The 23,563-nt window shown below is 69.3% G+C and carries 17 protein-coding genes; 8 read left to right on the top strand and 9 right to left on the bottom strand.

From position 1 onward, the window contains the following. The first annotated feature begins 8 nt into the window (after positions 1-8). Entirely contained in the window at positions 9-1,280 is a 1,272-nt protein-coding gene (locus tag V2S85_RS11075) for a hypothetical protein (protein WP_330702919.1), read from the top strand. Further along, positions 1,277-2,674, top strand: coding sequence for a hypothetical protein (locus V2S85_RS11070; RefSeq protein ID WP_330702918.1), 1,398 nt, complete (start codon positions 1,277-1,279; stop codon positions 2,672-2,674). The genes V2S85_RS11075 and V2S85_RS11070 overlap by 4 nt, the downstream gene beginning before the upstream one ends. A gap of 33 nt (positions 2,675-2,707) precedes the next feature. Here the strand turns inward: V2S85_RS11070 and V2S85_RS11065 are convergent, their stop codons facing one another. The 9 genes from V2S85_RS11065 to V2S85_RS11025 form a co-directional block, all read right to left on the bottom strand. Further along, positions 2,708-3,883, bottom strand: coding sequence for a hypothetical protein (locus tag V2S85_RS11065; RefSeq protein ID WP_330702917.1), 1,176 nt, complete (start codon positions 3,881-3,883; stop codon positions 2,708-2,710). A gap of 2 nt (positions 3,884-3,885) precedes the next feature. Continuing rightward, positions 3,886-5,706, bottom strand: coding sequence for a GMC family oxidoreductase (locus tag V2S85_RS11060; RefSeq protein WP_330702916.1), 1,821 nt, complete (start codon positions 5,704-5,706; stop codon positions 3,886-3,888). 2 nt (positions 5,707-5,708) lie between these two features. Continuing rightward, entirely contained in the window at positions 5,709-8,153 is a 2,445-nt protein-coding gene (locus tag V2S85_RS11055) for a hypothetical protein (protein WP_330702915.1), read from the bottom strand. 164 nt (positions 8,154-8,317) lie between these two features. Further along, entirely contained in the window at positions 8,318-11,026 is a 2,709-nt protein-coding gene (locus V2S85_RS11050; RefSeq protein WP_330702914.1) for a DUF2235 domain-containing protein, read from the bottom strand. A gap of 337 nt (positions 11,027-11,363) precedes the next feature. After that, positions 11,364-11,924: a hypothetical protein gene (locus V2S85_RS11045; protein WP_330702913.1), complete on the bottom strand. Its 561-nt coding sequence runs from the start codon at positions 11,922-11,924 to the stop codon at positions 11,364-11,366. Positions 11,925-11,979: 55 nt separating this feature from the next. After that, on the bottom strand, positions 11,980-12,933 hold the full coding sequence (locus tag V2S85_RS11040) for an ornithine cyclodeaminase family protein (protein WP_330702912.1): 954 nt from the start codon (positions 12,931-12,933) through the stop codon (positions 11,980-11,982). Between the two features lie 58 nt (positions 12,934-12,991). Beyond that, entirely contained in the window at positions 12,992-13,936 is a 945-nt protein-coding gene (locus V2S85_RS11035; protein ID WP_330702911.1) for an acetamidase/formamidase family protein, read from the bottom strand. 86 nt (positions 13,937-14,022) lie between these two features. Continuing rightward, entirely contained in the window at positions 14,023-14,601 is a 579-nt protein-coding gene (locus V2S85_RS11030; protein WP_330702910.1) for a hypothetical protein, read from the bottom strand. Then, entirely contained in the window at positions 14,598-15,311 is a 714-nt protein-coding gene (locus V2S85_RS11025; RefSeq protein WP_330702909.1) for a M24 family metallopeptidase, read from the bottom strand. The genes V2S85_RS11030 and V2S85_RS11025 overlap by 4 nt, the downstream gene beginning before the upstream one ends. 218 nt (positions 15,312-15,529) lie before the next feature. Here V2S85_RS11025 and V2S85_RS11020 point away from each other — a divergent pair, with 218 nt between their 5' ends. The 6 genes from V2S85_RS11020 to V2S85_RS10995 all read left to right on the top strand — a co-directional run bounded on the left by V2S85_RS11020 (position 15,530) and on the right by V2S85_RS10995 (position 23,488). Further along, the gene (locus tag V2S85_RS11020; protein WP_330702908.1) at positions 15,530-16,537 is read left to right on the top strand and encodes a LysR family transcriptional regulator; all 1,008 of its coding nucleotides are present in this window, start codon (positions 15,530-15,532) and stop codon (positions 16,535-16,537) included. A 78-nt stretch (positions 16,538-16,615) separates the two neighbouring features. After that, positions 16,616-18,196, top strand: a complete 1,581-nt coding sequence (locus V2S85_RS11015) for a hydantoinase/oxoprolinase family protein (RefSeq protein ID WP_330702907.1) — start codon at positions 16,616-16,618, stop codon at positions 18,194-18,196. Further along, complete coding sequence (locus V2S85_RS11010) at positions 18,186-19,289, top strand: DUF917 domain-containing protein (RefSeq protein ID WP_330702906.1); 1,104 nt, start codon at positions 18,186-18,188, stop codon at positions 19,287-19,289. The genes V2S85_RS11015 and V2S85_RS11010 overlap by 11 nt, the downstream gene beginning before the upstream one ends. Next, complete coding sequence (locus V2S85_RS11005) at positions 19,286-20,614, top strand: purine-cytosine permease family protein (protein WP_330702905.1); 1,329 nt, start codon at positions 19,286-19,288, stop codon at positions 20,612-20,614. The genes V2S85_RS11010 and V2S85_RS11005 overlap by 4 nt, the downstream gene beginning before the upstream one ends. Beyond that, positions 20,604-21,602: an alpha/beta hydrolase gene (locus tag V2S85_RS11000; protein ID WP_330702904.1), complete on the top strand. Its 999-nt coding sequence runs from the start codon at positions 20,604-20,606 to the stop codon at positions 21,600-21,602. The genes V2S85_RS11005 and V2S85_RS11000 overlap by 11 nt, the downstream gene beginning before the upstream one ends. 128 nt (positions 21,603-21,730) lie before the next feature. Continuing rightward, entirely contained in the window at positions 21,731-23,488 is a 1,758-nt protein-coding gene (locus tag V2S85_RS10995; protein WP_330702903.1) for an amidohydrolase, read from the top strand. Positions 23,489-23,563 lie beyond the last annotated feature (75 nt).

The raw sequence follows: 23,563 nt of genomic DNA, 5'->3' as shown, positions 1-23,563 counted from the left end.
CGCGCGCCGTGGTGCGGCAGGGCCATCTCTGCATCGCCGCGCCGATCCGCCACGGGCGGCGCGCGGAGCTTGAGGGCCTGCTGGCGACGATGACGCTGCGGCCGGGCATCGCCGATCCCGGCAATCCGCTGGTTCCCTTCGGGCAATTGCGGCGCATCCACGTCGCCCGCTTCGTGATCCTCGACGATCCCTCCCTGCCGGACCGCATCGCGCTGGCCGAGAGCCTGCCCGTGGGGGAACCGCTGCGGCTGGCCTTCATCGCCGACTTCGACGGTGCCGAGAGCGACTTCCTCGATGCCCTGACCGCGCTTGCGGCACCGGGTTTGCGGCGGATATTCGCCTTCTGCATCGATTTCGAGGAAGGCACCGATCTTGCCGACTGGATGCGCCGCCATCGGCTGCGGACCGCCGCCAGCTACGTCAACTGGCGCGGTCGCGGCACCCGCCAGATCGCCGAGGAGGCGCAGTTGCACCAGGCCTTGCGGGCGGCGCGGCTCGCCCATGGCGACTTGCCGCCGGAAGCCTTGTGGCCGGTCCTCGCGGAAGCGGCCGGGCGCATCCCGCTGACCCCGCTGCGGGGGCCGCGCCTTGCGGAGCGGCTGGCGGAACTGGCGCATTTCCTGCTGCTGCCGCTGCTCGTCCTGCTGCTGCTGCCGGTCTTCGTGATCGCGGCGGTGCCCTTCGCGCTGGCACTGCGCCGGCGCGAGCGCAGCGACCCGGTCCTCGCCCCGGTGCCGGACCGCGCCCGCAACCGCCAGCTTTCGGCGCTGGAGGACCATGACGTCACCAACCAGTACAGCGCCATCGGCTCGCTCAAGCCGGGGCTGCTGCGCCGCTGGCTGACGATCGCGATCCTGTGGGCGATCGGCTGGGGCGCGCGGCACATCTATCGCAAGGGTCGGCTGGCGCGGGTCAACACCATCCATTTCGCCAGCTGGACGTTCCTCGACGAAGGGCGGCGCGTCTACTTCGCCAGCAATTACGACGGCAGCCGCGAGGCCTACAACGACGACTTCATCAACAAGGTGGCGTTCGGCCTGAACCTGTCGTTCTCCAACGGCCTAGGCTATCCGCGCACCGACTGGCTGATCCTGGGCGGCGCACGGCGCGAGCAGGACTTCAAGCGCTACCTGTTCCACCACCAGATCCCCACGCAGGTCTGGTACAAGGCGTTTCCCGGCCTCTCCAACTACGACATGGCGCGCAACGCCCGCATCCGCGCGGGTATCGCGGCGCGGCCGCGCGGCGCGGCGCTGCGGCGCTGGATCGCCGAGATATGAGCGCCGGGCAGGCACAGGCCATCCTCGGCAGCGGCTTCGGCTCGCTGGGCGGGGCCCGCTACGTGCTGATGCGGGTGACCGAGGCGGCGGCCGCGCGCGCCTGGCTGCGCAGCCTGCCGGTCACCGGCATGGCTGACGTGCGGAGCGGCCGGCTGCCCCGCGTGTGCCAACTGGCCTTCACCGCATCGGGGATGCGCGCGCTGGGGCTGGCGGTGGACACCATCCCCGGCTTCGCGCCCGAGTTTCTCGATGGCCTGTCCGGCGACCCCTCGCGCTCGCGCCGGCTGGGGGATGTCGGCGCCTGCGCACCCGAGCACTGGCGCTGGGGGAGCGGCGATGCCGAGCCGCACCTGCTGCTGATCCTGCTGGCGGACGAGGCCGCGATCGCCGGGTTCCTCGCCGAAACGCTCGGGTCCATGCCGCCGGGCGCGGTCGAGGTGATGCTCGCCAATGCCTCCGGCGGCCCGCCGGGGCGCGAGCCGTTCGGCTTCGTCGATGGCGCCTCGCAGCCGCAAGTGGACTGGGAAGGCACGCTGCAGACCGGCGGCGCGAAGGACCGCCTCTATCGCAATCGCATAGCGCCGGGCGAGTTCCTGCTCGGCCACGGCAACGAATATGGCTTCGTCGCCGACCATCCGGGCGAGGGCATCGGCCGGGACGGGACGTATCTGGTCTATCGCCAGCTGGTGCAGGACGTCGCCGGCTTCTGGGGCTGGATCTGCGCCCAGGCCGGACCCGAAGGCGCGATCGCGCTGGCCGAGCGGATGGTCGGGCGCGGCATCGACGGCGCGCCGCTGGCGGGGCTGGGCGCGCAGGACGGGGTCGGGGAGGGGGCGAACGACTTCACCTTCGCCGCCGACCCGGACGGCGTGGCCTGCCCGATCGGCGCGCACGTCCGCCGCGCCAATCCGCGCAGCGGCGACGATCCGCGCGGGCGGCGCGGGTTCCTGGGCGATCTGGTGTCCTCGCTGGGGCTTAAGGGCAGCGCGATGCACGATGCGGTCGCCTCGGCGCGGTTCCATCGGCTGCTGCGGCGCGGGCGGCCTTACGGCGCCGCGCCCGATCCGCGCGCGGTAGTGGCGGGCGAGGTGCCGCCGGGCGAATGCGGGCTGCACTTCATCTGCCTCAACGCCAGCCTCGCGCGGCAGTTCGAGTTCGTGCAGGGCAGCTGGATCGCCAGCCCCTACTTCGCGGGACTCTCGGGAGAGCAGGATCCGCTGCTGGGCAACCGCTGCCCGGTCCACGGCGGATCGGCGAGCGACGCCTTCGCCTTTCACGACGCTGCCGGCGATCCCCGGTTGCTGGCCGGGCTGCCGCGCTTCGTGACCGTGGTGGGCGGGGGATACTTCTTCCTGCCCGCGCTGCATGGCCTCGCGCGTATCCTGCGGAGATAGATAACGCCGCCACCGCAATGACGAAGATGGCGATCAGTCGAACCGTTCCGCCCCGGTGGGCTCGACGTGGACTTCGCCGTTCTTGCCCTGCCGGTAGCGCGACAGCGTATGGTAGAGCCGCCGCCGCGCGCGGTTCTGGTTGCCCAGCGGGCGGTGCTCGGGGACGCAATGCCAGGGGTTCCAGGTGAGCTGGCGGGCGAAGGCGAACTGTGCGGGCGATCGGAACTCCTGCGGCGCGATGGTGATCCGCGCCACCGGCAGGTAAGGCGTATCGGCCGGATCCCACAGCACGCCGGCATGCTCCACCGGCTGGCGGAAGGGATCGCGCTGCAGCCGCAGCCGCATCTCGAAGCAGGCCTCGCCCTCGCAAAGCGAAGCGGCCAGGTTGTCGCGCAGGTAATCGTCGCCGGGGCGCAGCGGCAGGCGCGGGATGCGCGTGGTGACGCGGGTGAGGGGGTGAAAGCTGTACTGCATCGCCTGCCCCTCGCCGAGCAGGTAGGGCGTGCAGGAGAAGTAGGCGTTGGCCAGCGGATTGGCGAGCGTGCGGTTCCACAGCGCCTGCATGATGAAGTCGCGCACATGCGGGCGGCGCAGGTTCAGGAAGTACCAGATCCCCATCTCCCGCCGGCTCCAGTATTGCAGGTGCGCGTTCGCGCGGGTGTCAGGCGTGGGAAAGGTGATGACGGTGACGGCGGTGAAATCCTGCGTGAAGCGCTCGTCGTCCATCAGCTTGGGGCCGGGCACGTCCATCAGCTTGACGCTCATGCTGCCGAAGCCGACGTCGTCGATGTCCGGCTCGACGTGCGGGCCGGGGTTGGAGAAGCGCACCCAGGCCGGAAAGCTGCGCGCCTGCGCGAAGACGCCGCGGCGCACATGCTCGGGCAGATCCGGCAGCACCGTCAGCGTCGCGCGGACGAGGCCGTGGGTCTTGGTGTTGCCCGCGCGCTCGTAATGCCCGGGCGTGAAGTCGAGATCGAGGTGGCGCTGCATTTCGGCGATGATGGCGTCGAGGCTGATGTCCTCGTCCGGGTCGATGCGCTCGGCGGCGATCGGCGGCACGTCGCGGCTGCGGGTGAGGTTGATGGCCCGGTTGCACAGCCGGGTCAGCGGCATGCGCAGCGGCCGGTCGAACAGCGGGTGCAGGAACGGATCGAAGCGCCGCTCGAAATGGAGCCCGGCTTCGAGCAGGCGGTGGAGAAGGCGCAGCATCGTCAGTCCTCCCTGATCCCGGTTTGCGCGGCCTGCGCCAGGATGTCGCCCGCCAGCTTCTCGGCCGCGAGGTAGATCGGCGCGGCGATGAACAGGCCGGGAATGCGCGGGAAGATCGCGGCGTCGACGACGCGCAGCGCCTTCACGCCGTGCACCCGGCCCGAACCGTCGAGCACCGGCCCGATCGCCGCGCTGCCGCAGGCGTGGTGGCCCCAGGCATTGGCGCGCACCCATTCGCGCAAGGGCTGCCCGGTCACGGCGGGGCCCGGCAGTTCCTCCTCGGCGATGATCCCGCGCGCGATCAGCGGGCGGGCAAGGGCGCGCGCCATCTCCAGCCCCTCGACGAGGCCGGCGAGATCCGCGTCACCGCTCTCCTCGAAGCAGGCGAAATCGACGCGCGGCGGGTCGCGCGGGTCGGCGGAGGCGAGGCGCACGGTGCCCGCGCGGTTGCCGGTCTGGCCCTTGAGCACGGTCCAGCTGAAGCCATCGAGGCCGGGCCACAGGTCTGCGGCATAGCCCGGATAATAGCCCCGGAACCGCGCCATCAGGCCCATCAGGAACACGTCCGGGGCGGCATCGCGCGCGGTGCTCGACCGGCGCAGGGCGGCCAGCGCCGCGCCGTTCGAGACGTACATGCCGCGTCGCCCGCGCTCCCAGGCGCGGTGGAGCGGATCGCCGGGGGCGAAGGCGGCGCCCCGCAGCGAGCGCCAGGGGCGGGCCATGCGGTAGACCACGCTGATCTCGTACCGGTCCTGCAGGTTGCGGCCGACTTCGGGGAGGTGGACGCGCGGGGCGATGCCGTGGGCGCGAAGCTGCGCCTCGTCGCCGATCCCCGACAGCATGAGCAGTTGCGGCGTTGCGAAGGCGCCCCCGGCCAGGATCACCTCGCGCCGGGCGCGGCTGAGGCCCTCGGATACCGGCCGGCCCGGCTTCGGGCTGGCGCGGTAGAGGTGGCGGCCGCGCAGCCAGGCGACGCCGCTGGCGCGCCCGCTCTCGTCGAACAGGACGCGGGTGACGAGGCAGTCGGTGACCACGCTCAGGCGGTCCGGATGCGCGCGGCGCACCGCCTCCAGCCGCTCGCGCGCGCCGCTGCGGGCATGGCCGGCGGTGGTGAGCGGGGTGTAGCACAACTGCTCGCGGTCGCGGCGGCGGGCGTCGTTGGGATCGCCCCAGGCGCGCAGGAACACGCCCAGCTTGCCGCGCCAGCCGCGCCCTTGCGCCAGATCGGCCAGCACCGCCAGCGCCAGCGAGCGGATCAGCGCGGCATCGCGAAAGGCGCGCATTGGCACCGCCTTCTCGACCGGCAGCCAGCCATGCCAGCCATGACCGGTGGGATCGATGCCCAGCCGGGCCAGCAGGCGCCAGAGCGGGCGGTGGCGGCAATCCTCCAGCGCCTTGCGGTGCCGGGCCATCGCCGCGGGCGCCCAGCCGGGGTCGCCGGTCTGGCGGGCCAGCGCCTCCCAGTCGCTGTCGGGCGGGACCATGAAGATCATCGCGTTGTGCGCGGTGCATCCGCCCAGCGCCCCGGCGCGCGGATAGGCGAACAGGCCGTTCACCGCCTTGGGATCGTCCGTCCCTGCCGCCCCGTGCCAGATACCGTGGCTGACCCGGTGATCCCAGGCGAACTGCGGGTTCTCCGAGGCGAAGGGGTGGAAGGCGGGGACATCGTAGTCGGCGCGGGCGCGCGGATCTTCGGATGTCAGCGGATCGGGCCCGGCCTCGATCAGCAGCACCCGCATCCCCGCTTCGGCGAGGCGCGCGGCCACGGTGGCCCCGGCGGCGCCGGAGCCGACCACGATGTAGTCATGGCCCGCGAAGTCCACGCTCAGAGCGTCTTGAGGTAGGCGACCAGCGCGGTCTTGTCCGCTTCCGACAGCACCGGCTCGGTGCCGAAGGCGCGTTCGTCGGCGGTCAGTTGCCGCTCGTTGAACTGCGCGGTGCCGAAGTAATGGCCCCGGTTGACGACGAAGTCCGGGCACTTGTTGAGCTTCATCAGCGGTTCGCGAAGCGACGCGAAGTGCTGGCGCAGCGCGGCATCGTCGCTGCCGCGCGGGGCGGTCAGCAGGCTGGCCTTGAGCCGTGCCAGCAGCACGACGAGGTCGCGGTAGTGCCGGGCGATCGCCACCGGATCGCGGCTCTCGGCCAGCGGCTGCAGCGAGGCGAGCAGGTTCACCGGCATGCCCTTGGGGATCGGCCCCAGCTCGATGTCGCCCTGTGCGTTCTCCAGCGACTTCAGCGCCTTGCGCGCCTGGTCGTCGAGCGGGCCGGGGGCCTGCGGCAGGAACGCGGACGGCACGTAGAGGTAGCTGCGCGCCGAAGTGCGGTCGATCGTGCCCCAGGCGCCGGGCAGCAGCGCGTCATGCTCGCGCCGCTCGGGCCAGAGCATCTTGCCGATCGCGTCGTCGAAGGCGGCCATGCGCCCGGCGACGGAAGGGTCGCCGTTGAAGGTGCCGACGGTGTTGGCGAGCAGGAACGGCGCCGTCGACCACAGCGACACCAGCGAGGGCACGCGGGTATAGCCGCGCCCGCCGCCCGGCATGCGATAGGCGCGCGGCTGGCCGGTGAAGGGATCCTGATAGGCGACGGTGCCGACCGGGGGCAGCGTCTTGTACGTCTCCGACGAGAAGTTGTCCCAGATGTTGCCGCGCAGGGCATTGGTCGCCAGCGGGCTGCACAAGTTGGTGCGCAGCAGCGTGACCGGGATGCGCGCGTCGGTGCTGAAGTAGTTGCCTTGCGCGAAGTCGGGCCGCGCCACGATTGCGCGCATCCGGGCCTTGAAGTCCGGGGTGCGGGTCCAGTTCCACCAGGCCGTGAAGCGCTTCAGGTAGTCCGGCCCTGCCGCATCGACCAGCGAGGCACCGGCGGGCGCCTCGGGCTGCTTGCTCGAATGGCAGCGCGCGCACGTCTCGGCGAAGGCGCGGGCGCCGCGCTGGAGCACTTGCGGGCTGGCGGTGAGATAGGCCGCCCCGCCGGGCGCCTTCGCCAGCGGATCGGGCCGCGCCGCCTTGAGGAAGAACTGCGCCGTCAGCGGCGTGCCCGCCTCGGTCGCGCGCCAGTAGGCGGAGTTGCGCCGCGCGGTCTCGATTGCGATGGGGGTGATGATCTTGCCGCCGACGACGGGGTTGAAATGGGTCAGCCATTCCTCGCTGAACAGCCCGATGTTGAGGTAGACGCGGTTCAGCGCCCCCAGCGCCCCCACCGAATCCGCCCCGTCCTTGAGGACGTGCGGCGTCCACACCGTCGCCGGTTTCTCGAAATAGCGGGTGAGCGGGCCGGAGGAGACGACGTCGTTGAACTGGACGTTGTGCGTGCTGCCCCCCGCCAGCGTCTCGCGCCCGAACTGCCGCGCGGCGCCGAGCCGGTCCCCCAGCAGGTAGACCGCGTTCATCGTGCGCGGGTTGTTGATGTTGTCGGTCGAGACCAGCGAGGTGTCCATCGCGCCGGGGCGGTAGGTGGAGACCAACTGGTACATGTAGTTGGTCGGGTCCGCCTTCCACATGAACAGCCGGTCCACCCACATGTACTGCGCGCCGACGGTGGAGTTGAGATCGGCGAAAGTGGGTTTCTCGGGATCGGCGGGCGGATGCGTCGGGCTGGGGCCGAGGTGGCAGAAGCCGCAGCTCATCCCCACGCGGTAGGGGCGCACCAGCTTTGGATTGTTGTAATAGCGCGGGTCTTCGTAATAGCGCTTCGCATCCCAGGCCGCCTTCGCCTTCTCGTCGAAGTCGGGGTTGGGGAACAGGCGCAGGCCGAGGATTCCCGAGGGCTCGCCGAAGTAGGAGCCGATCGGCACCGTCCGCCCGCGCGCGCCGATCTGCACGCCGGGGTACTTCTTCGCATTGGCGAAGGGATCGGCCGGGCAGGCCGGATCGCGCAAGTCACGCCACAGGCCGTAGGCGTCGGGCCGGGCGGCGGCGGAGAAGCACGGTTCGTTGACCAGCCCCATGACCTTCCAGCGCGTCGGCCGTGCGCTCGGGCTGCCGGGCGGCGGGGCGACGATCTTGAGCAGGTCGAAGCCGCCCAGCGTCGGCTTGCTCATGGTGTCCCAGAAGCGGTCGTTGCCGCCGCTCCACACCAGCCACATGTTGCGGCCCCTGACTTCGTCCGGGGTGAGGCGGACGCCATCGTCCATCGCTTGGAAATAGTCCTCGTCCGCCTGGACGAAGGTATCGTCGCGCACGCCGGTGCGCTGCGCCTCGTCCTTGATGCCGGCATGACAGGCACCCAGCGCCAGCAGCAGGCCAATACCGGCTTTTCTTGAGACCACCATGGTTTCCCCCTCTCGACAGCGCCGCCCCCGTTGAGGGGTGCGGCGGTTCCTGCGGTATGGTTGGCGGCCCGGCCTTGCTCGAAAATCTGCGGTGTATGAGGCGCCCGTTCGTGGCGGGCGTCAAGTGACGTTGGCTGTAATGGGGACTGACGCACCTGCCTTCGTCATTTGTGCTTCGGCGGATCGAGCTTGCGGATCGTTATGCGCGCCGTGCCGACATTGTTGTGGTAGCGCCCCGCCAGCGAGAGCACGACGGGTTTCCAGCACGTCTTTTCCGAGCAGTCCACCGGCAGCACCGCGTCGTTGAGGAAGAAGAACAGACGGCGCTGCTCCTCCGGTTTGTTCACGAACCGGCCGGTGTGCAGGATCCCTTCCCAGCGGCACCGGCTGCCGTCGGGCTGGGTCTTCCAGTCGCAGCCATCCGTCACCTGCTTCAGGCGCGGGCGGATCATGAAGATGCCGTCGCCGTACCACATGCCGCCGGAGCCGTCCGTCCGGCGCAGGATGCGGGTTTCGAATATCGGGGTGAACAGCCGCTCGCCAGTGACCCGGCGATAGACGCCGGTGCTCCTTCCGATCGCGCCCCTGAACCATCCGGCATCGCCCCAGCCCTCGGGCGAAGCGGTGACGTCGCCGTCCTTCCAGACCTTGCCTTCCATGGCGACACTCACGGCATAGGCGCTGTCGCTCTCCACCGCGACGCCGAGGTCGGCGCAAGGGTTGCCGATGTCGATCGCCCTTTCGACGGTGGCCTTGCCCACGTGCGGTGCGTCGTGATCGCGTATCGCCCCGGCGCACTGGCCCGGACGTACCTCCAGCCAGACCAGCGCCACTTGCGTCACGATCGCGAAGACGGCGTAGACCAGCGCCAGCCAGAACACGAAGCCGAGCACCAGCGGGATGCCCTCCCACTTGAACCAGGCGAGGAAGTCCTGCCAGCCATGGCTGGAGCGCCATGCCCGCGCCGCCTTGAGCGCGACGCCCTTCGCCACCGTAGGCGTGTTGCGCGCCGGGGCCTTGGTCTTCTTGTCCGCGTCGATCGGCTTCGGCGCGAAGCGGCGCCGCCACAAGTCGCGGCTGACGTCCACCATCCGGTTTTCCTGCGCTCCGCCGCGCGCGATGGTCAGCGCGAACAGGGCGAACAGCACCAGGCTGACATAGGGATCCTGCGCGAAGGAGACGATCCAGGGTTCCAGCATGGACGGCACCAGCGCCTTCAGGCCCGCGGCGATCAGCTGGGTATCGGTGCGGACATCGACGTTGCTGCCGGCCAGTGTGGCCCAGGTATTGTCCCAGCACGGCTTGGCGGCGATGACCAGCGCCATCACCACGCTCAGGAAGTACCAGAAGCGCCGCAGCTTGATGCGGTCCCCCAGTTCGTAGAGGTTGGCGAGCGGCGGCGGGTTGTTCGCCATCGAGGGCAGGGTGCCGCGAATGCCGTCGTCCACCACGTAGGCGCTCGGCAGGTTGTTCGGCGCGTAGCCGTCGGTCGCCATCAGCAGCCGTTCCTCGACGCTGTGGTGAAGGCGGATCGGCGACTTGATGAGTCCGCGCCGGCGGTAGCGGTCGCCGTCGATCGTCGGGTCACGGTAGATCTGCGTGCCGGGGCGGACGTGGACCGCATCGTCGTCGCCGAGCTTGCCGCTGAACGGCGTGTCGTAGTCCAGCCAGGCGTTGATGTAGCGCGGCTGGTAGCGGTAGAATACGCCCATGCCGCCGCGACTGTCGTGGACCGGGCCAAACACGTTGCGGACCTGAAAGATGTGCTGGCGCGGCCGGACGAGCAGGCGCAGCCCGGCCTGTTCGGCATGCTCGATCATCCAGGCCAGCGAGACGTAGCTGAGGTAGTCGTCCGGATAGCCGCCGCCGACGTCGGCATGCATCCCCGCGAACCAGACCTGCTGGAGGCGCGCATGGGGCCCGTGTGCCTCCTCGGTCTCGTCCCACAGCAGCGGCTGGAAGGCATCGCGCTTGTCGTCGATTGACAGCGCGTGGCGGGCGCACTTGACCTTGGAACTGAGCCGGTAGTTGGGCATCGTCAGCGGCCAGATCCACGCGTCGATGGCGCGGGTGATCTCGACGATCGGCCCGCCATAGGCCGCCACGGTATCCCAGACGCCGACGAATTCGATCTCGGGCCCCAGCGCCTCGGGCTCGCCCTTGTCGCCCCACCAGTAGTCGAGCCACTCGCGCCCCCACCACGGCGGCCGCTGGCCGGGCAATCCTTCCGCATAAGGGCGGTCGAACGTGATAAATCGCTTCAACCCGATCACCCTGCGCCAGCAAGCCCGGCCAAAGGCGACGAGCAGGTCGGTCAGGCGATAATTGGTGTGGAAACCGCGCCGGTATTCGCGCCACAAGTCCGTCGTCTGGCGATGCAGCGTGGCTTCGTCGGTGTATGTCAGCACGCCCATCATCGCGACCAGCGCCACCAGCAGGCGGATCGTATAGGCACCGCGACTGAAACCGAAGGCGTAGATCCTGTCGCCCGGCCGGTAATTGCGGCACAAGTACATGTAGAGTTCGCGCACGTTGCGCGCGAGGCCGAACCCGAAGATGCCGCCCAGGAAATAGAGCGGCTTGAACGACGAGGTGCCGACGCCGTCGTCGTAGTAGGCCAGTTGCAGCGCGGTGTTCTTGCAGCTGCGGCTGACGATCTGCGGATAGCCGAGGTCGAGCGCCTCGTAGAGCCGCCATACGTTGGTCTTCTGTAGCGAACTGCTGGCGTTGCCGGTGCCGTCGGAGAACAGCACGATATTGCGCGGCGCTTCCTTGTTCAGCGCGGCGCGCCGGGCCTCGGGTTCCTCGCCCGCCGGATTTGTCGCCGGATTCGCCCCCGGATTCGTCGCCGGATTCGTCGATTGCGTCGCCATGCCCCGCCATCCCCCAACACGCGCATGGCCCGGTCACTCATCGGCGCGCCGGCCTGCCGCCCCCTGCGGCAGAAACCCGGTTAGCTGTCAGGATGAATGATGGCGGGCCGCGCGACTGTACGTGCCAAAACGAATCGAATGCCTCTGCAGTAATCCTGCATGTAATGCGAAGTATCCGCAAGTCTGGCGGGAATATGGTGCGATGTCGGGGAGTTTGAATAGGCGCGCAGAGGGTGCACACACGCTCTTTCGCCACCCGCGAGCGAAGCGAAGCAACCCAGGGCGGCTTAATGCTGCCCTGGGTTGCTTCGCTTCGCTCGCGGGTGGCGATTTCAGGTTAAATGCGCCGCACGCCGAGGAAGCGATAGTTACGATGCCAGTCACCATCGAGCCAGAGCACGTCGAGCGTGCGGCGGGTGCCGTCGAACCACAGCGTCGGCGCGCTCGCCTTGCCCTCGATCGTCGCCACCGAGCCGAGGCCGACGACGGGATGGCGGCACTGTACGTGCGGCGCGGCTTCCCCGAACGCCAGGATGTCGGCGATGGCGGCGGGTTCGAAGCCCGCCTCGACGATCAGCTGCGCGGCATCTTCGGACGAGACGTTGCGGTTGAAGTGGAACAGCTTCTGCTCCACTTCGCGCCGATCGTCATGGGCGTCGTCGTCGGCATCGAGACCGGCCAGGGGAAAGCTGGCCTCGGTCAGGTCGGGGTGGCGCCAGCCGTAGCTGCCGCGCGCCACGCGCTCCTCGAAGGACAGGCTGCCCGGGATGGTCGCGAACTGCGCGATCCCGGTATCGCCGGAAAGCATGCGGCGGACCTCGTCGGGGCCGCCGAGCAGGCGCACCAGCGCGGCGATCTGCTCGTCGTTGAGGGCGGGGGACTGGAAATCGAGCGTCATGAGGGTCTCGTGATGATGGACATTGAAGGGGAGCGGCCGGTGCCGTCTTGCAGGCTCAGATATCTATGAACCGGCCGACCGAACCGGCGATGGCATTGCGATAGACGAGGTTGGCGGTCACCAGATCCTCGATCGCGTGGCCCATCGCCTTGTAGACGGTGACCTCCTCGGGCGATCGCCGGCCGGGCCTTTGGCCAAGCAGCAGCTCGCCCAGCTCGCTGGCCTTGTCGGGGTCGGCCCCGGCCAGTTCGGCGCAGCCGGCGGGCGGCGGCGCGAAGGCGACGCGGGCCTCGACGCACAGGGTATGGCGCTCGGCGATGCGCGGGTCGATCTCGCCGCCGGGCGGGGAGTAGCCGACCGAGCTGATGTGCTGGCCCGGCGGCACCCACTCGGCAAGCACCAGCGGATCGTGGGCATGGGTGCACAGGCACAGGATGTCGGCGCGGCGCACCGCCGCCTCGCGGTCGTCGGCCACGCGCGCGCGCGGGTCGAGCGCGGCGAGTTCCGCCGCCTTGGCCCGGTCGCGCGACCAGACGTGGATTTCCTCGAAGTCGAAACGGGGCACCATCAGCTCCAGGTGCGCGCGGCCCTGGACGCCGGCGCCCAGGATCGTCAGCACTTTCGCATCCGGCCGCGCCAGCTGCTGCGCCGCCAGCACCGCGGCGCCGGCGGTGCGCATCGCGGTGATGTGGCTGCCGTCCATCAGCGCCAGCGTCTCGCCGGTCTCGCGATGCAGCAGCACGATCAGCGCGAGGTGCGAGGGCAGCCCCTTTTGCGCATTGCCCGGAAAGTCGGTGACCAGCTTGGTGCACCAGTGAAGCTGCGGCGCCCGGGCGGGCATCGTCAGCAGCAGGCCGGTGCCCGGGACGACGAGTTCGCCGCGCGGCGGGACCACCACTTCGGGGTCGGACGTGATGGCCTTGAAGCCTTCCGCCAGCGCCTCTAGCAGCTGGTCGGGGTCGAGCAGGCCGATGATCTCGGCCTGGCTCAGCAGGAGTGCCTTGGGCATGGCTTGGGTATCCCCTGAGTGTCGTTGAGTGCCGCTAGGTGCCGTTAGGTGCTGCGTTTCAGGCGAAGATCTGGCGCGGCATGTAGAACGAGACGACGAAGTTGGGCAGGTCGACGATCTCGCTGATCCGAAGGTCGCCGGCCACGCTGCACAGCATGTAGGCCTCCTCGGGCCGGATCTTGTGCAGGCGGGTGAGGCGCTCGATCATCCCGCGCACGGCGTTGCGGCTGGCCTCCATCAGGTCCGGACCGATCCCGGTGGCCACTTCGTAGCCCATGGAATCGATGTGGCGGGTGACCGGTTCGTGCGTGACAAAGCGCGGAAACTTAAGGTTTTCCGCCTTCACCAGATCAAGCTTCACGGTGACCCCCATCGGCGATTCGATGGCAGTGCCGCAGACCTCTCCGTCGCCCTGCGCGCAGTGTGGGTCGCCCAGCGAGAACAGCGCGCCGGGCACTTCCACCGGCAGGTAGATGTCGACGCCGACGGTCAGGTCGCGCAAGTCGAGGTTGCCGCCGGTGTGGTAGGGCGGCATCGTGCTGAATTCCCCCGGCGCCGCCTGCTCGACGCCCAGGATTCCGCAGAACGGGCGCAGCGGAACCTTGGCGATCGACGAAAACAGCGTCGGCGCCGCCAGCGCGCGATCATAGTGCCAGATGTTGAGCGCGGGATCGGGAAAATCGTCCGCCAGCAGGCCGAATCCGGGGATGATGCCGGTCCAGCCCCAGCCGCTCGGCGCGAATTCGAGCAGCGTCACCTTCAGCGCGTCGCCCGGCTCGGCGCCGTCCACGTAGACCGGGCCGACCGCCGGATTGACCCGCGAGAAATCGAGCCCCGGCACGTCGGCGGCGGTCGATGCCGGCGAGAGCTGGCCGCACATCGTGTCGATTTCCTCGAACTGCACGATGTCGCCCGGCGCGACCGTCTTGGCCGGCGCATGGGCGTTGCAGAACATGAAATGCTGCTGGGCCGAGTGAATGGTGTGCTTGCAGTTCGAATGCATCATGCGGTCCCTTCGTCGGACGTGGAGGGTGAGCGGGCCGGTGCCGCATTGAAAATGCGCCCCTTCGCGCATTTTCAAACAATCTATCAGCGCGAGACGACGCGCCCGCCGCCGCGCCAGCCACGCGGATACGTGACTGAATAGGCTTCGAGATCCCAGCCATGCTCGCGCCAGTAGGCATCCACCGCCCAGAGCTTCCCGGCGGCGTCGGCGACGTAGAAGAAGAACCAGCGGGTGCGATCGGCGGTCTTGAGGAACGCGTAGAGATGCGCCAGCGCGATCCGTGCCTCCCCTTCCCCGCCGAGCGCGGCGAAGATCGGGCCGTCGATCGAACTCTTGACCAGTTCGTACTGGCTGAGCCGCGCCGCCGGCACGGCTTCCTCGACGACGCCCAGGAAATGCGCGGTGAAGTCCTCGCCGACGTAGCGGATCGGCAGTTCGCCGGCGGCCTCGGCCACGAACCTGTCGCGGGCCACGAACCGCTCCACGGCCGGGGCCTCCAGCGGATCGCCGACGACGTCGAGCAAGTCGGCGACGCGCGCGGCCGGATCGGCGGGCTTGCATAGCGTCCATTCGCCGGCGAGCAGCTTTTCCAGCCCCTCGCGGCCGCCGATCTTGTGCATCAGCGCTTCGACCTGATCGTGGCTGACATTGTCGTGTGTCATGGGATGCTCCGTGCGGTGGGCGTGCTCAGCAGCAGGTCTTCGTAGAATGCGCTGAACGGACGGTCCGGGTGGCGGATCTGGATTTCCAGAACCCACAGGCCGTCACTGGGTACGTAGTCGGCCTCGAGCAGCGCGCCGTCGTGCTTGAGCGCGTGCGGGAAGTCGGAAAGGCGGTGGCCGGGCATGTCGAGGTTGAGCTGCCAGCCGCGCCGGGCGGCCTCGGCCTCGGCGAAGCGGTAGAGTTCGGCGCCGCTCAGCGCGTCCTCGTGCCAGCGTGCCTGGGTGGCCTCGAACACGGCGCGCACGTCCTGCGCGGCGCGGTGCATCTGCGGGTCGTTGCCGACGACGAAAGTGTCGCCCGCATCGCCTTCGTGACCGCGCCAGACGGGGCCGATGTCGATGAAGAAAATGTCGTCCTCGCCCAGTACCACGCCGGGTTCGGACGGTTCACCGAAGTTCTTCAGCGTGTTGCGACCGAAGCGGACGTGGATGCCGTGCCAGCCGCGCAGCATGTCGGCTTCCTTCAGCGATCGGCGCATGAGCGCGACCGCCTCTTCCTCGACCATGCCGGGGGCGATCCGGGCGGCGACCTGGTGCATCACGCCGCGCACCCGCTCGCGCGTTTCCAGCATCAGCGCGCGCTCGAACCTGGCGCCGTTGCGTTCCTGTTCGGAGCGCGTGTCTTCGGAACTGGCCTGCCCAATCTCCACAGGTAATGTCTCCATGCGTGTACGTGATCGGCATTCCCGTGGTGGAAGCGCGTCCTTTCGTGAAGGCCAGAACTGCGGTCGGCGAGCGCGGCGCTCAATGACAAATTGGGTATGGCCTGATGCCAAGTCCGATGCGCAGCCATTCCGCAGGGGCCTTGCCGCCTCGTCACAAAACTGCATTGTACTCGCAGGGAAGCGCCGAGAATGAGGGAATTTGAATGTCGCGCCTGACGCTATCGCAGCTTTCCGCGTTCATGAAGCTGGCGGAGACGTCGAGCTTTCGCGATGCCGCCAACGAACTGGGCGTGTCGCAGCCCGCGCTGAGCCGGACGATCCAGCACATCGAGACGCGCGTGGGGGTGCGCCTGTTCGACCGCGACACCCGCACGGTGACGCTGACCCCGGCGGGAGAGCGCCTGCGCCCGCTCGCCGCGCGGCTGCTGGCGGACTACGAGACGCTGTTTCGCGAGCTTCACGAATTCGTCGAGGGACGCCAGGGCCTGATTCGCATCGCCGCGCTGCCGGCGATCGCCTCGGCCCTGCTGCCGCCCGCGATCGCCAGCTTCCAGGCGCGCTTTCCCGGCGTGCGCATAGAGATCTGGGAGGACGTGGGCGATCTGGTCCACAACGTCGTGCGCGACCGCAGCGCCGACTTCGGCATCGCGCCGCCGCCGGACCTCGCCAGCGACTTGCGCTACCAGGAACTGCTCAAGGACAATATCGGCCTGGTGTGCCGCCGCGACGACCCGCTGGCCGAAGTCGCCGAGCATCGCTGGTCGGTGTTCAGCGACTGCCGGTTCATCGCGATGTCGGAAGAGACCGGGCTCAGCGCCATGGTCGAGAACGGGCTGGGCGAGGCGGGCGTGGTGGTCGAGCGGCTGTTCAACTGCTCGGCGGCGACGACGGCGGCGGCGCTGATCGCATCGGGGCAGGGCATCTCGGCGATCACCCGCCTGACCATGGCCGAGATCGCCTCGCCCCGGCTGGTGTGGCGCCCGCTGGTGGACCCGGTGGTGGCGCGCTCGATCGGCATCGTGCGGCACCAGGGGCGCTCGCTCTCGCCCGCCGCGCAGGCTTTCGTGCGCGAGCTGGAGCAGCAGGCCCGCAAGATCCGGATGGGTGAGGCCGTGCCCGGTTCGGATTTCGATTCCGAGCCGGACGGCGATTCGGATGCCGACTTCGATAGTGCTGGCGATGGTGTTGGCGATTCTGGCGGTATGGACTGATAACCAATCCCGCATTGTCGGTCCGGGGCGGGCCTTCCAAGCTTGCCGTGCGGAATGTCTTCGCAGGAGTTTTCGGGCGTGCGGATCGGTGTCGATGTCGGGGGGACCAATACGGACGCGGTCCTGATGGACGGCGATGCCGTGGTGGCCTGGACCAAGCAGCCGACCAGCGCGGACGTGAGCACCGGCATCGCGGGCGCCATCACCGCCGTTCTGGCGCAGACGGGCGTGCCGGCCGGGGCGGTCGGCTGCGTCATGATCGGCACCACCCATTTCACCAATGCCCTGGTCGAGCGCCGCCGCCTCGACGAGGTCGGGGTACTGCGGCTGGCCAGTCCCTCGGGCGAGGCGCTGCCGCCGCTGACCGGCTGGCCCGAGGAACTGGCGCGGTGCATGGGCGACCACGTCTTCCTGCTGCCCGGCGGCCATGAGTTCGACGGGCGCGAGATCGCTCCCTTCGATGCCGACAAGGTGCGCGCCGCGGTGCGCACGCTCAGGGAACGCGGCGTGGCGGCGATCGCGATCAGCGCGTGCTTCTCTCCCATCGATGCCGGGATGGAGGAGCGCGCCGCCGCCATCGTGCTGGAGGAACATCCGCAGGCCCGCGTCACCCTGTCGAGCGCGATCGGCCGGCTGGGCCTCATCGAGCGTGAGAACGCGGCGATCGTCAATGCGGCGCTGGGCAGCCTGGCGGTCCATGTCGTCACCTCGTTCGAGGCGGCGCTGGAGCGGATCGGCGTGGCCGCGCCGCTGTTCATCTCGCAGAACGACGGCACCCTGATCTCGGCCGCAGAGGCGCGGCGCCATCCGGTGCTGACGATGGGTTCGGGGCCCACCAACAGCATGCGCGGCGCCGCCTTCCTGACCGGCGTGAAGGATGCCGTGGTGATCGACGTCGGCGGGACCACCGCGGACATCGGCGTGCTGGCCAATGGCATCGCCCGCGAATGCGCGATCGCCGTCGACATCGGCGGGGTGCGCACCAATTTCCGCATGCCCGACATCCTGGCCATCGGCCTTGGCGGCGGCACTCGCGTCCGCCTGGACCCGGATCTGCGCGTGGGGCCGGATTCGGTGGGCTTCCGCATCGCCGAGGAGGCGCTGCTGTTCGGCGGCGAGACTCTGACCGCCAGCGACATCGCGGTTGCCGGCGGGCATGCGAGTTTCGGCGATCCGGCGCGGCTGGGCGGCATCTCGCCGGCCGTGGTCGCCGCCGTGTGGCAGCGCATGCAGGAGATCGTCGCGGAAGGGATCGACCGCATGAAGACGGCGCGCGGGAAAGTAACCGTGCTGGCGGTCGGCGGCGGCAATTTCCTTGTCGGCGAAGGGCTGGAGGGCGTCGCCCGGGTGGTGCGCCCGCCGCATGCCGGGGTCGCCAACGCGGTCGGCGCGGCGATCGCCCAGGTCGGCGCGCAAGTCGAGCATGTCGTGTCCTACGACGCCGAGCCGCGCGAAGTGGTGCTCGGCCGCCTGCGCGAACAGGCGCGCGACAAGGCGATCGCGGCAGGCGGTGATGCCGATACGGTGGAGATCGTCGAGGTGGACGAGGTGTTCCTCAGCTACATGCCCGGCCGTGCGGCGCAGGTCCGGGTGCGGGCGGTCGCGCAGCTTGCCGCGCACAGGGCGCCGGCAACGCGGGAGACCTCCCTTGCACATTGATAAAGCGGCGCTGGGCGACCTCGCCTGCGGGGCGGCGTTCCTCGGTTCGGGCGGCGGCGGCGATCCCTATCACAACCGGCTGATCGGCGAGGCGCGGATCGCCCGGCAGGGGCCGTTCCAACTGATCGGGCTGGACGCGCTGGCCGACGATGCGCTGGTCGCCCCCTGCGGCTGGATCGGCGCGCCCGCCGTGTCGATCGAGAAGCTGCCCAACGGCAGCGAGGCGGCGCGAGGGCTGCGCCGGCTGGAGCAGTTGCTGGGGCGGCGCGTCGATGCCGTGCTGCCGATCGAGATCGGCGGCGGCAATGCCCTCGCCCCGCTGCTGGCGGCGGCGGAACTGGGCATTCCGGTGGTCGATGCCGACGGCATGGGCCGCGCCTTCCCGGAATCGCAGATGTCGATCTTCAGCATTCGCGGGTTGTCGGCCTGTCCTTCGGTGCTGACCGGGCCGTGCGGCTCGCTGGCCGTCATCGAGACGCCCGACAACCACGCGCACGAGCGGCTGGCGCGGCAATTGTCGATCGCGCTGGGCGGCGATGCGCACATGGTCGAATATCCGCTGACCGGGCGGCAGGCGAAGGACCACGCGATCCCCGGCAGCATCTCCACCGCGATCGCCGCCGGAGCGGCGATCCGCGCGGCGCGTGCCAACGGTGCGGCCCCCTTCGAGGCGTTGTTCGCCGCGCTGCGCGGTTCGCGGCTCTATCCTTTCGCGGGCGTGCTGTTCGACGGCAAGATCGTCGATCTCGAGCGCGAGATCCGCGACGGCTTCTCCTGCGGCAACATCGTGATCGAGGGCTTCGGCGGCGCCGGTCGCATGGACCTCGCGTTCCAGAACGAGAACCTCGTCGCGCGGCGCGACGGTACGGTCTGCGCGATGACGCCCGACATCATCACCATCATGGACCGCGAGACCGCCGACGCCATCACCACCGATCGGCTGAAGTACGGCCAGCGCGTCAAGGTGGTCGGCGCGGCCGCGCCGTGGATGCTGCGCGAGGCGCATGCCCTCGCGCTCGTCGGCCCGGCCGCCTTTGGCATGGCCGACCCTTACATTCCCATCGAAACGCTCAACCCCTGGAGAACCGCGTGACCGCCGAGTCCAGCGACCAGTATTCGCACGGCCCGGTTCCGGGCCACGTCACCATCGCCGGCTGGAGGGTGGCGCTGATCGTGGCCAGCTTTTCCATCGGCGTGCCCGATTTCTTCAACGGCGCGCACAACGCCCTCGCGCTCGGCCTGCCGATGGCGGTGCTGGCGGCGATCGTGGCCAGCCTGGGGCTGTGCCTGGGCTGCTGCTTCACCGCCGTCGTCAGCGTCCGCACGCGGCTATCGACCTACCTGCTCGTCCAGCGCTCGTTCGGGCGCTACGGCGCGGTGATGATAAACGTGGTGATCGCGCTGATCCACTACGGCGCGTTCGGCATGAACGCCTCGTTCTTCGGGGAATCGCTGGTCACGGCGGCCGAGGCCAACGGCGTGCCGGCCAACTTCACCCTGTTCGTGATCCTGGGCAGCGTGCTGGCGGCGAGCGCGACGCTGATCGGCATCCGCGCGCTCGAATGGCTGGCGTTGGTGATCGTGCCGCTGCTGGCGGCGGTCTTCGTCGCGGTCGCGGTGGTCGCGCTGCAGCGCCATGGGCTGGTGGTGACGCCTTCGGCGCATCCGCCGGTGCCGATGCGCTTCGGGATCGCCGTCTCCTCGCTGGTGGGCGCCTACATGCTCGCGGTCGCGACGATGCCCGATCTCTCGCGCTATATCGGCACCCCGCGCGGGGCGATCGCCAGCATGGCGATGGCCTTTCCGATCTCGACCCCGCTGATGATGACCGCGGCCGCCCTGCCGGCGCTGGCGACCGGCGAGCCGAGCGTGAACCGGCTGGTCGTCGACCTCGGCCTCGGCACGCCGCTGCTGTTCGTGCTGGCACTGCCGATGGTGGTGTGCAACGCGCTCAACCTCTATTCCTCCAGCCTGGCGATGGGCACCACGTTCCCGCGCGTGCCGACGCGGCTGTTCACGGTGCTGGGCGCGAGCATCGGCACGATCTTCGCGCTGATCGGCATCCTCGACTACTTCATCCCGTTCCTGGTCTTCCTCGGCCTCATCATCCCGCCGATCGCGGCGATCTACGTGATCGACAGCTTCACGCTGTTCCGCGACGTCGATTCCGCCGCTTCGGTCCGCGCCATGCCCGCGATCCGCTGGGAAGCGGTGGGCGTCTGGCTCGCCTCGCTGGCGGTCACCGTGGCGATGCCGGCCGACGGGCTGACGCTGACCACGGTTCCGGCGCTCGATGCGACGATCGTGGCGGCGGTCGGCTATCTCGTCGTGCTTCGGGTGAAGCAGGTCTTCATGCGGCCCCGTGCCGCGAACGGTCCCGATGACGGGGCCGGTGAAGGGGCGGGTAATGTCGCGTGATCGATGGGTGGCGCGCATGACGGCACTTGCGGCAGTCCGCCGCGGACGCCACGGTGCGCGCCTGTGCGATCCGCTGCGCAAGGGGAACAAGTCCGCGATGCCGAAGCCATGGAAATACCTCGCCACCGCCGCGCTGACGCTGGGCGCGTCTGCGATGCCGGCCCATGCGGCCAAGGCGCCCGCGACGCCGCCGCCAGCGGCCGGCTATACGATGCCGTCCACCCAGGTCTGGGACATGAAGGCGGACAGCGGCGAGGTCTATCGCATCTTCGTTTCCTATCCGGCGGCCAATGTCGAGGTGCCGGCGGGCGGTTTCCCGGTGCTCTACGTGCTCGACGGCAATGCGCTGTTCGCAAGCTTCGCGGAGACGCGGCGGATCCAGGAGTTCGCGGACGTCGGCAAGTCGATCGTCGTCGGCGTCGGCTATCCGACCGATGACGCCTACGACGTGCGGCGGCTCTACGACCTGACCGGCGGCCCGCCGCCGCCGCCGTGGGATGTCGAATTCGCCAAGGAGCGCAATGGCGGCTGGGACAAGTTCCTCGACTTCCTGACCGGCAAGCTGCGCACCGAGATCGCCGCGCGCTACAAAACCAATCCGCAGCGACAGGCGCTGTTCGGCCATTCGCTGGGCGGCCTCTTCGCGATCCATACGCTGTTCACGCGGCCCGATGCGTTCCACGCCATCGTCGCCGCCAGCCCCTCGCTGTTCTGGCATCACCAGGAGATGCTGAAGGAGGAACGGGCCTTCACCGCTGCGCTCCAGGCGGGCACGATCACCAACCCGGCGCGGCTGATGGTCGTGGCGGGCGAGCGCGACGAGACGGCGCTGGAGTTCTGGGATCCTCAGGACTTCGCCAAACGGATGGAGCCGCTGTCGGTCTATGGCCTGCGCTCGCGCTCGCGCACGTATCCGGAGGAAGGGCATATCACCGTGCCCAGCCGCTCTGTGACCGAGACGCTGCGCTTCGCCTTCACCTGGCCCTGACGGTGCCGCGAAACTCGCTCTTTCGCGAATGTCCACGCAGCCGCCATGCCAACAACCTGATGGCATCATAACTTGCCGGATGGGGGACGTGATCTAGGGTATCCCGGTTCGCCGAAAGGAGCCGGGATATGCGCAAGAAAGCTTTTCGTTTCAGCTGGATGATGGGGTGCGTCGGTGCCGTGGTGGCACTCGCTGCTCCCGTCGCCGTCTCCGCAAGGGGGCAGGAAGGCCCGGCGGACCTGATCCTGACCAACGGCAAGGTCTACACCGTCGATGCCGCCCATCCCTGGGCCGAGGCGGTGGCGATCCGGGGCGGGCGCATCCTCGCGGTGGGTTCGGCCAAGGCGGTCGCACGCCGCAAGGGCGCGCGCACCGAGGTGGTCGATCTGGGCGGCAGGATGGTGGTGCCGGGATTCGGCGATGCCCATGCGCATCCGATGTTCGGCGGGCTGACCCATGCGCGCTGCCCGATCACCGACGGCAAGACGCCCGAACAGTACGCGGCGCTCATCGCCGCCTGCGTGGCGAAGAAGCCCGGCGACGGCGTCGTCTACGGTATCGGCTGGGCGCAGACCAACTTCCCCGGTATCTCGCCCCGCAAGGAGACGCTCGACGCGATCAGCAAGGATCGCCCGATCCTGTTCGGATCGTTCGACGGCCATGCCATGTGGGCCAATTCCAAGGCGCTGGAACTTGCCGGGATTACCAGGGACACCCCCGATCCGCTGGGCGGCACGATCGGGCGCGATGCCAATGGCGAGCCCAACGGCGCGATCTGGGAACTGAGCGGCATCGCCTTGTTCGACAAGCTGATCCCGCCGCCGACCCCGGCCGAACTGCAGGCCTCGATCCGCTATGTCGTCCACCACTTCAACAGCCTGGGCATCACCCAGTGGCACGATGCCGGGGTGGAGTTCAACGACGATGGCACCAGCCCGATGGTCGAGGCCTATCGCGCGGTACGCGACGCCGGGCAGTTGACCGCGCACGTCGCGATCGACCTCAAGTGGAAGAACGAGCGCGGGCTGGACCAGATCCCGGCGATCATCGCGGCGTCGAAGCGGGCGGAGGGCTACGGCCTCAACGCGCACAGCGTAAAGTTCTACCTCGACGGCGTGCTGCCGCAGCATACCGCCGCGATGCTGCAACCCTACGTCGGCACCAATGAGCGCGGCAAGCCCGCCGTCACGCCCGCGACGCTGGCCGCCGCCGTCACCCAGCTCGATGCGCAGGGCATCCAGATGCACACCCATTCCGAAGGCGATGCGGCGGTGCGCGAAAGCCTTGATGCGGTCGCGGCGGCGCGCGCGAAGAACGGCAGGAGCGACACCCGGCCGATGATCTCGCACATGAACGTGATCGATCCGGCCGACCAGCCGCGCTTCGGGCAACTGGGGGTCTATGCGGTGTTCCAGCCCTACTGGGCGAGCAACTACGACGACATGGACCTGCAGAAGAAGGCGATCGGGCCCGAGCGCGCCTCCAACATCTATCCGGCGGCCAATGTCGTGAAGGGCGGCGGCAAGATGGCCTACGGATCGGACTGGCCGGTCGATTCCGCCTATCCGCTGGACGGCATGCAGGTGGCGCTGACCCGGACCAATCCGCTGGAGCCCCAGCGCGGGGCGCTGCTGCCCGACCAGGCAGTGACGCTGAAGGAGGCGCTGGCATCCTACACGCTGCATGTCGCCGAGGCGGACCATTTCGACAAGGACACCGGCTCGATCGTCGCCGGCAAGCAGGCGGACCTCGTCGTGCTCGACCGCAACATCTTCGAACTGGCGCCCGATGCCATCGCCGCGACCAAGGTGGTGCTCACGATGTTCGAGGGCAAGCCGGTCTACGGTGGGCTCGGCGCGCTGAAGGCACCCGAGCGGGGCGACTGAGCCACCTTCGCCGTTTCATGGCGGGAAAGACGACCCGGGGTGGCCCAGTGCCGCCCCGGGTCGCTTCGTTTCGCC

This window comes from Novosphingobium resinovorum (assembly GCF_036352595.1).
Taxonomy (GTDB): Bacteria; Pseudomonadota; Alphaproteobacteria; order Sphingomonadales; family Sphingomonadaceae; genus Novosphingobium; species Novosphingobium resinovorum_B.
The sequence above is the reverse complement of the archived record's forward strand: the minus strand, read 5'-3'. Positions and strand labels throughout refer to the sequence as shown.

Bases quoted from the DNA above. Each gene is read 5' to 3' on its own strand.
- V2S85_RS11070 (WP_330702918.1), top strand. From the start codon at position 1,277: ATGAGCGCCGGGCAGGCACAGGCCATCCTCGGCAGCGGCTTCGGCTCG.
- V2S85_RS11065 (WP_330702917.1), bottom strand. From the start codon at position 3,883: ATGCTGCGCCTTCTCCACCGCCTGCTCGAAGCCGGGCTCCATTTCGAG.
- V2S85_RS11055 (WP_330702915.1), bottom strand. From the start codon at position 8,153: ATGGTGGTCTCAAGAAAAGCCGGTATTGGCCTGCTGCTGGCGCTGGGT.
- V2S85_RS11050 (WP_330702914.1), bottom strand. From the start codon at position 11,026: ATGGCGACGCAATCGACGAATCCGGCGACGAATCCGGGGGCGAATCCG.
- V2S85_RS11045 (WP_330702913.1), bottom strand. From the start codon at position 11,924: ATGACGCTCGATTTCCAGTCCCCCGCCCTCAACGACGAGCAGATCGCC.
- V2S85_RS11040 (WP_330702912.1), bottom strand. From the start codon at position 12,933: ATGCCCAAGGCACTCCTGCTGAGCCAGGCCGAGATCATCGGCCTGCTC.
- V2S85_RS11035 (WP_330702911.1), bottom strand. From the start codon at position 13,936: ATGCATTCGAACTGCAAGCACACCATTCACTCGGCCCAGCAGCATTTC.
- V2S85_RS11030 (WP_330702910.1), bottom strand. From the start codon at position 14,601: ATGACACACGACAATGTCAGCCACGATCAGGTCGAAGCGCTGATGCAC.
- V2S85_RS11020 (WP_330702908.1), top strand. From the start codon at position 15,530: ATGTCGCGCCTGACGCTATCGCAGCTTTCCGCGTTCATGAAGCTGGCG.
- V2S85_RS11000 (WP_330702904.1), top strand. From the start codon at position 20,604: ATGTCGCGTGATCGATGGGTGGCGCGCATGACGGCACTTGCGGCAGTC.
- V2S85_RS10995 (WP_330702903.1), top strand. From the start codon at position 21,731: ATGCGCAAGAAAGCTTTTCGTTTCAGCTGGATGATGGGGTGCGTCGGT.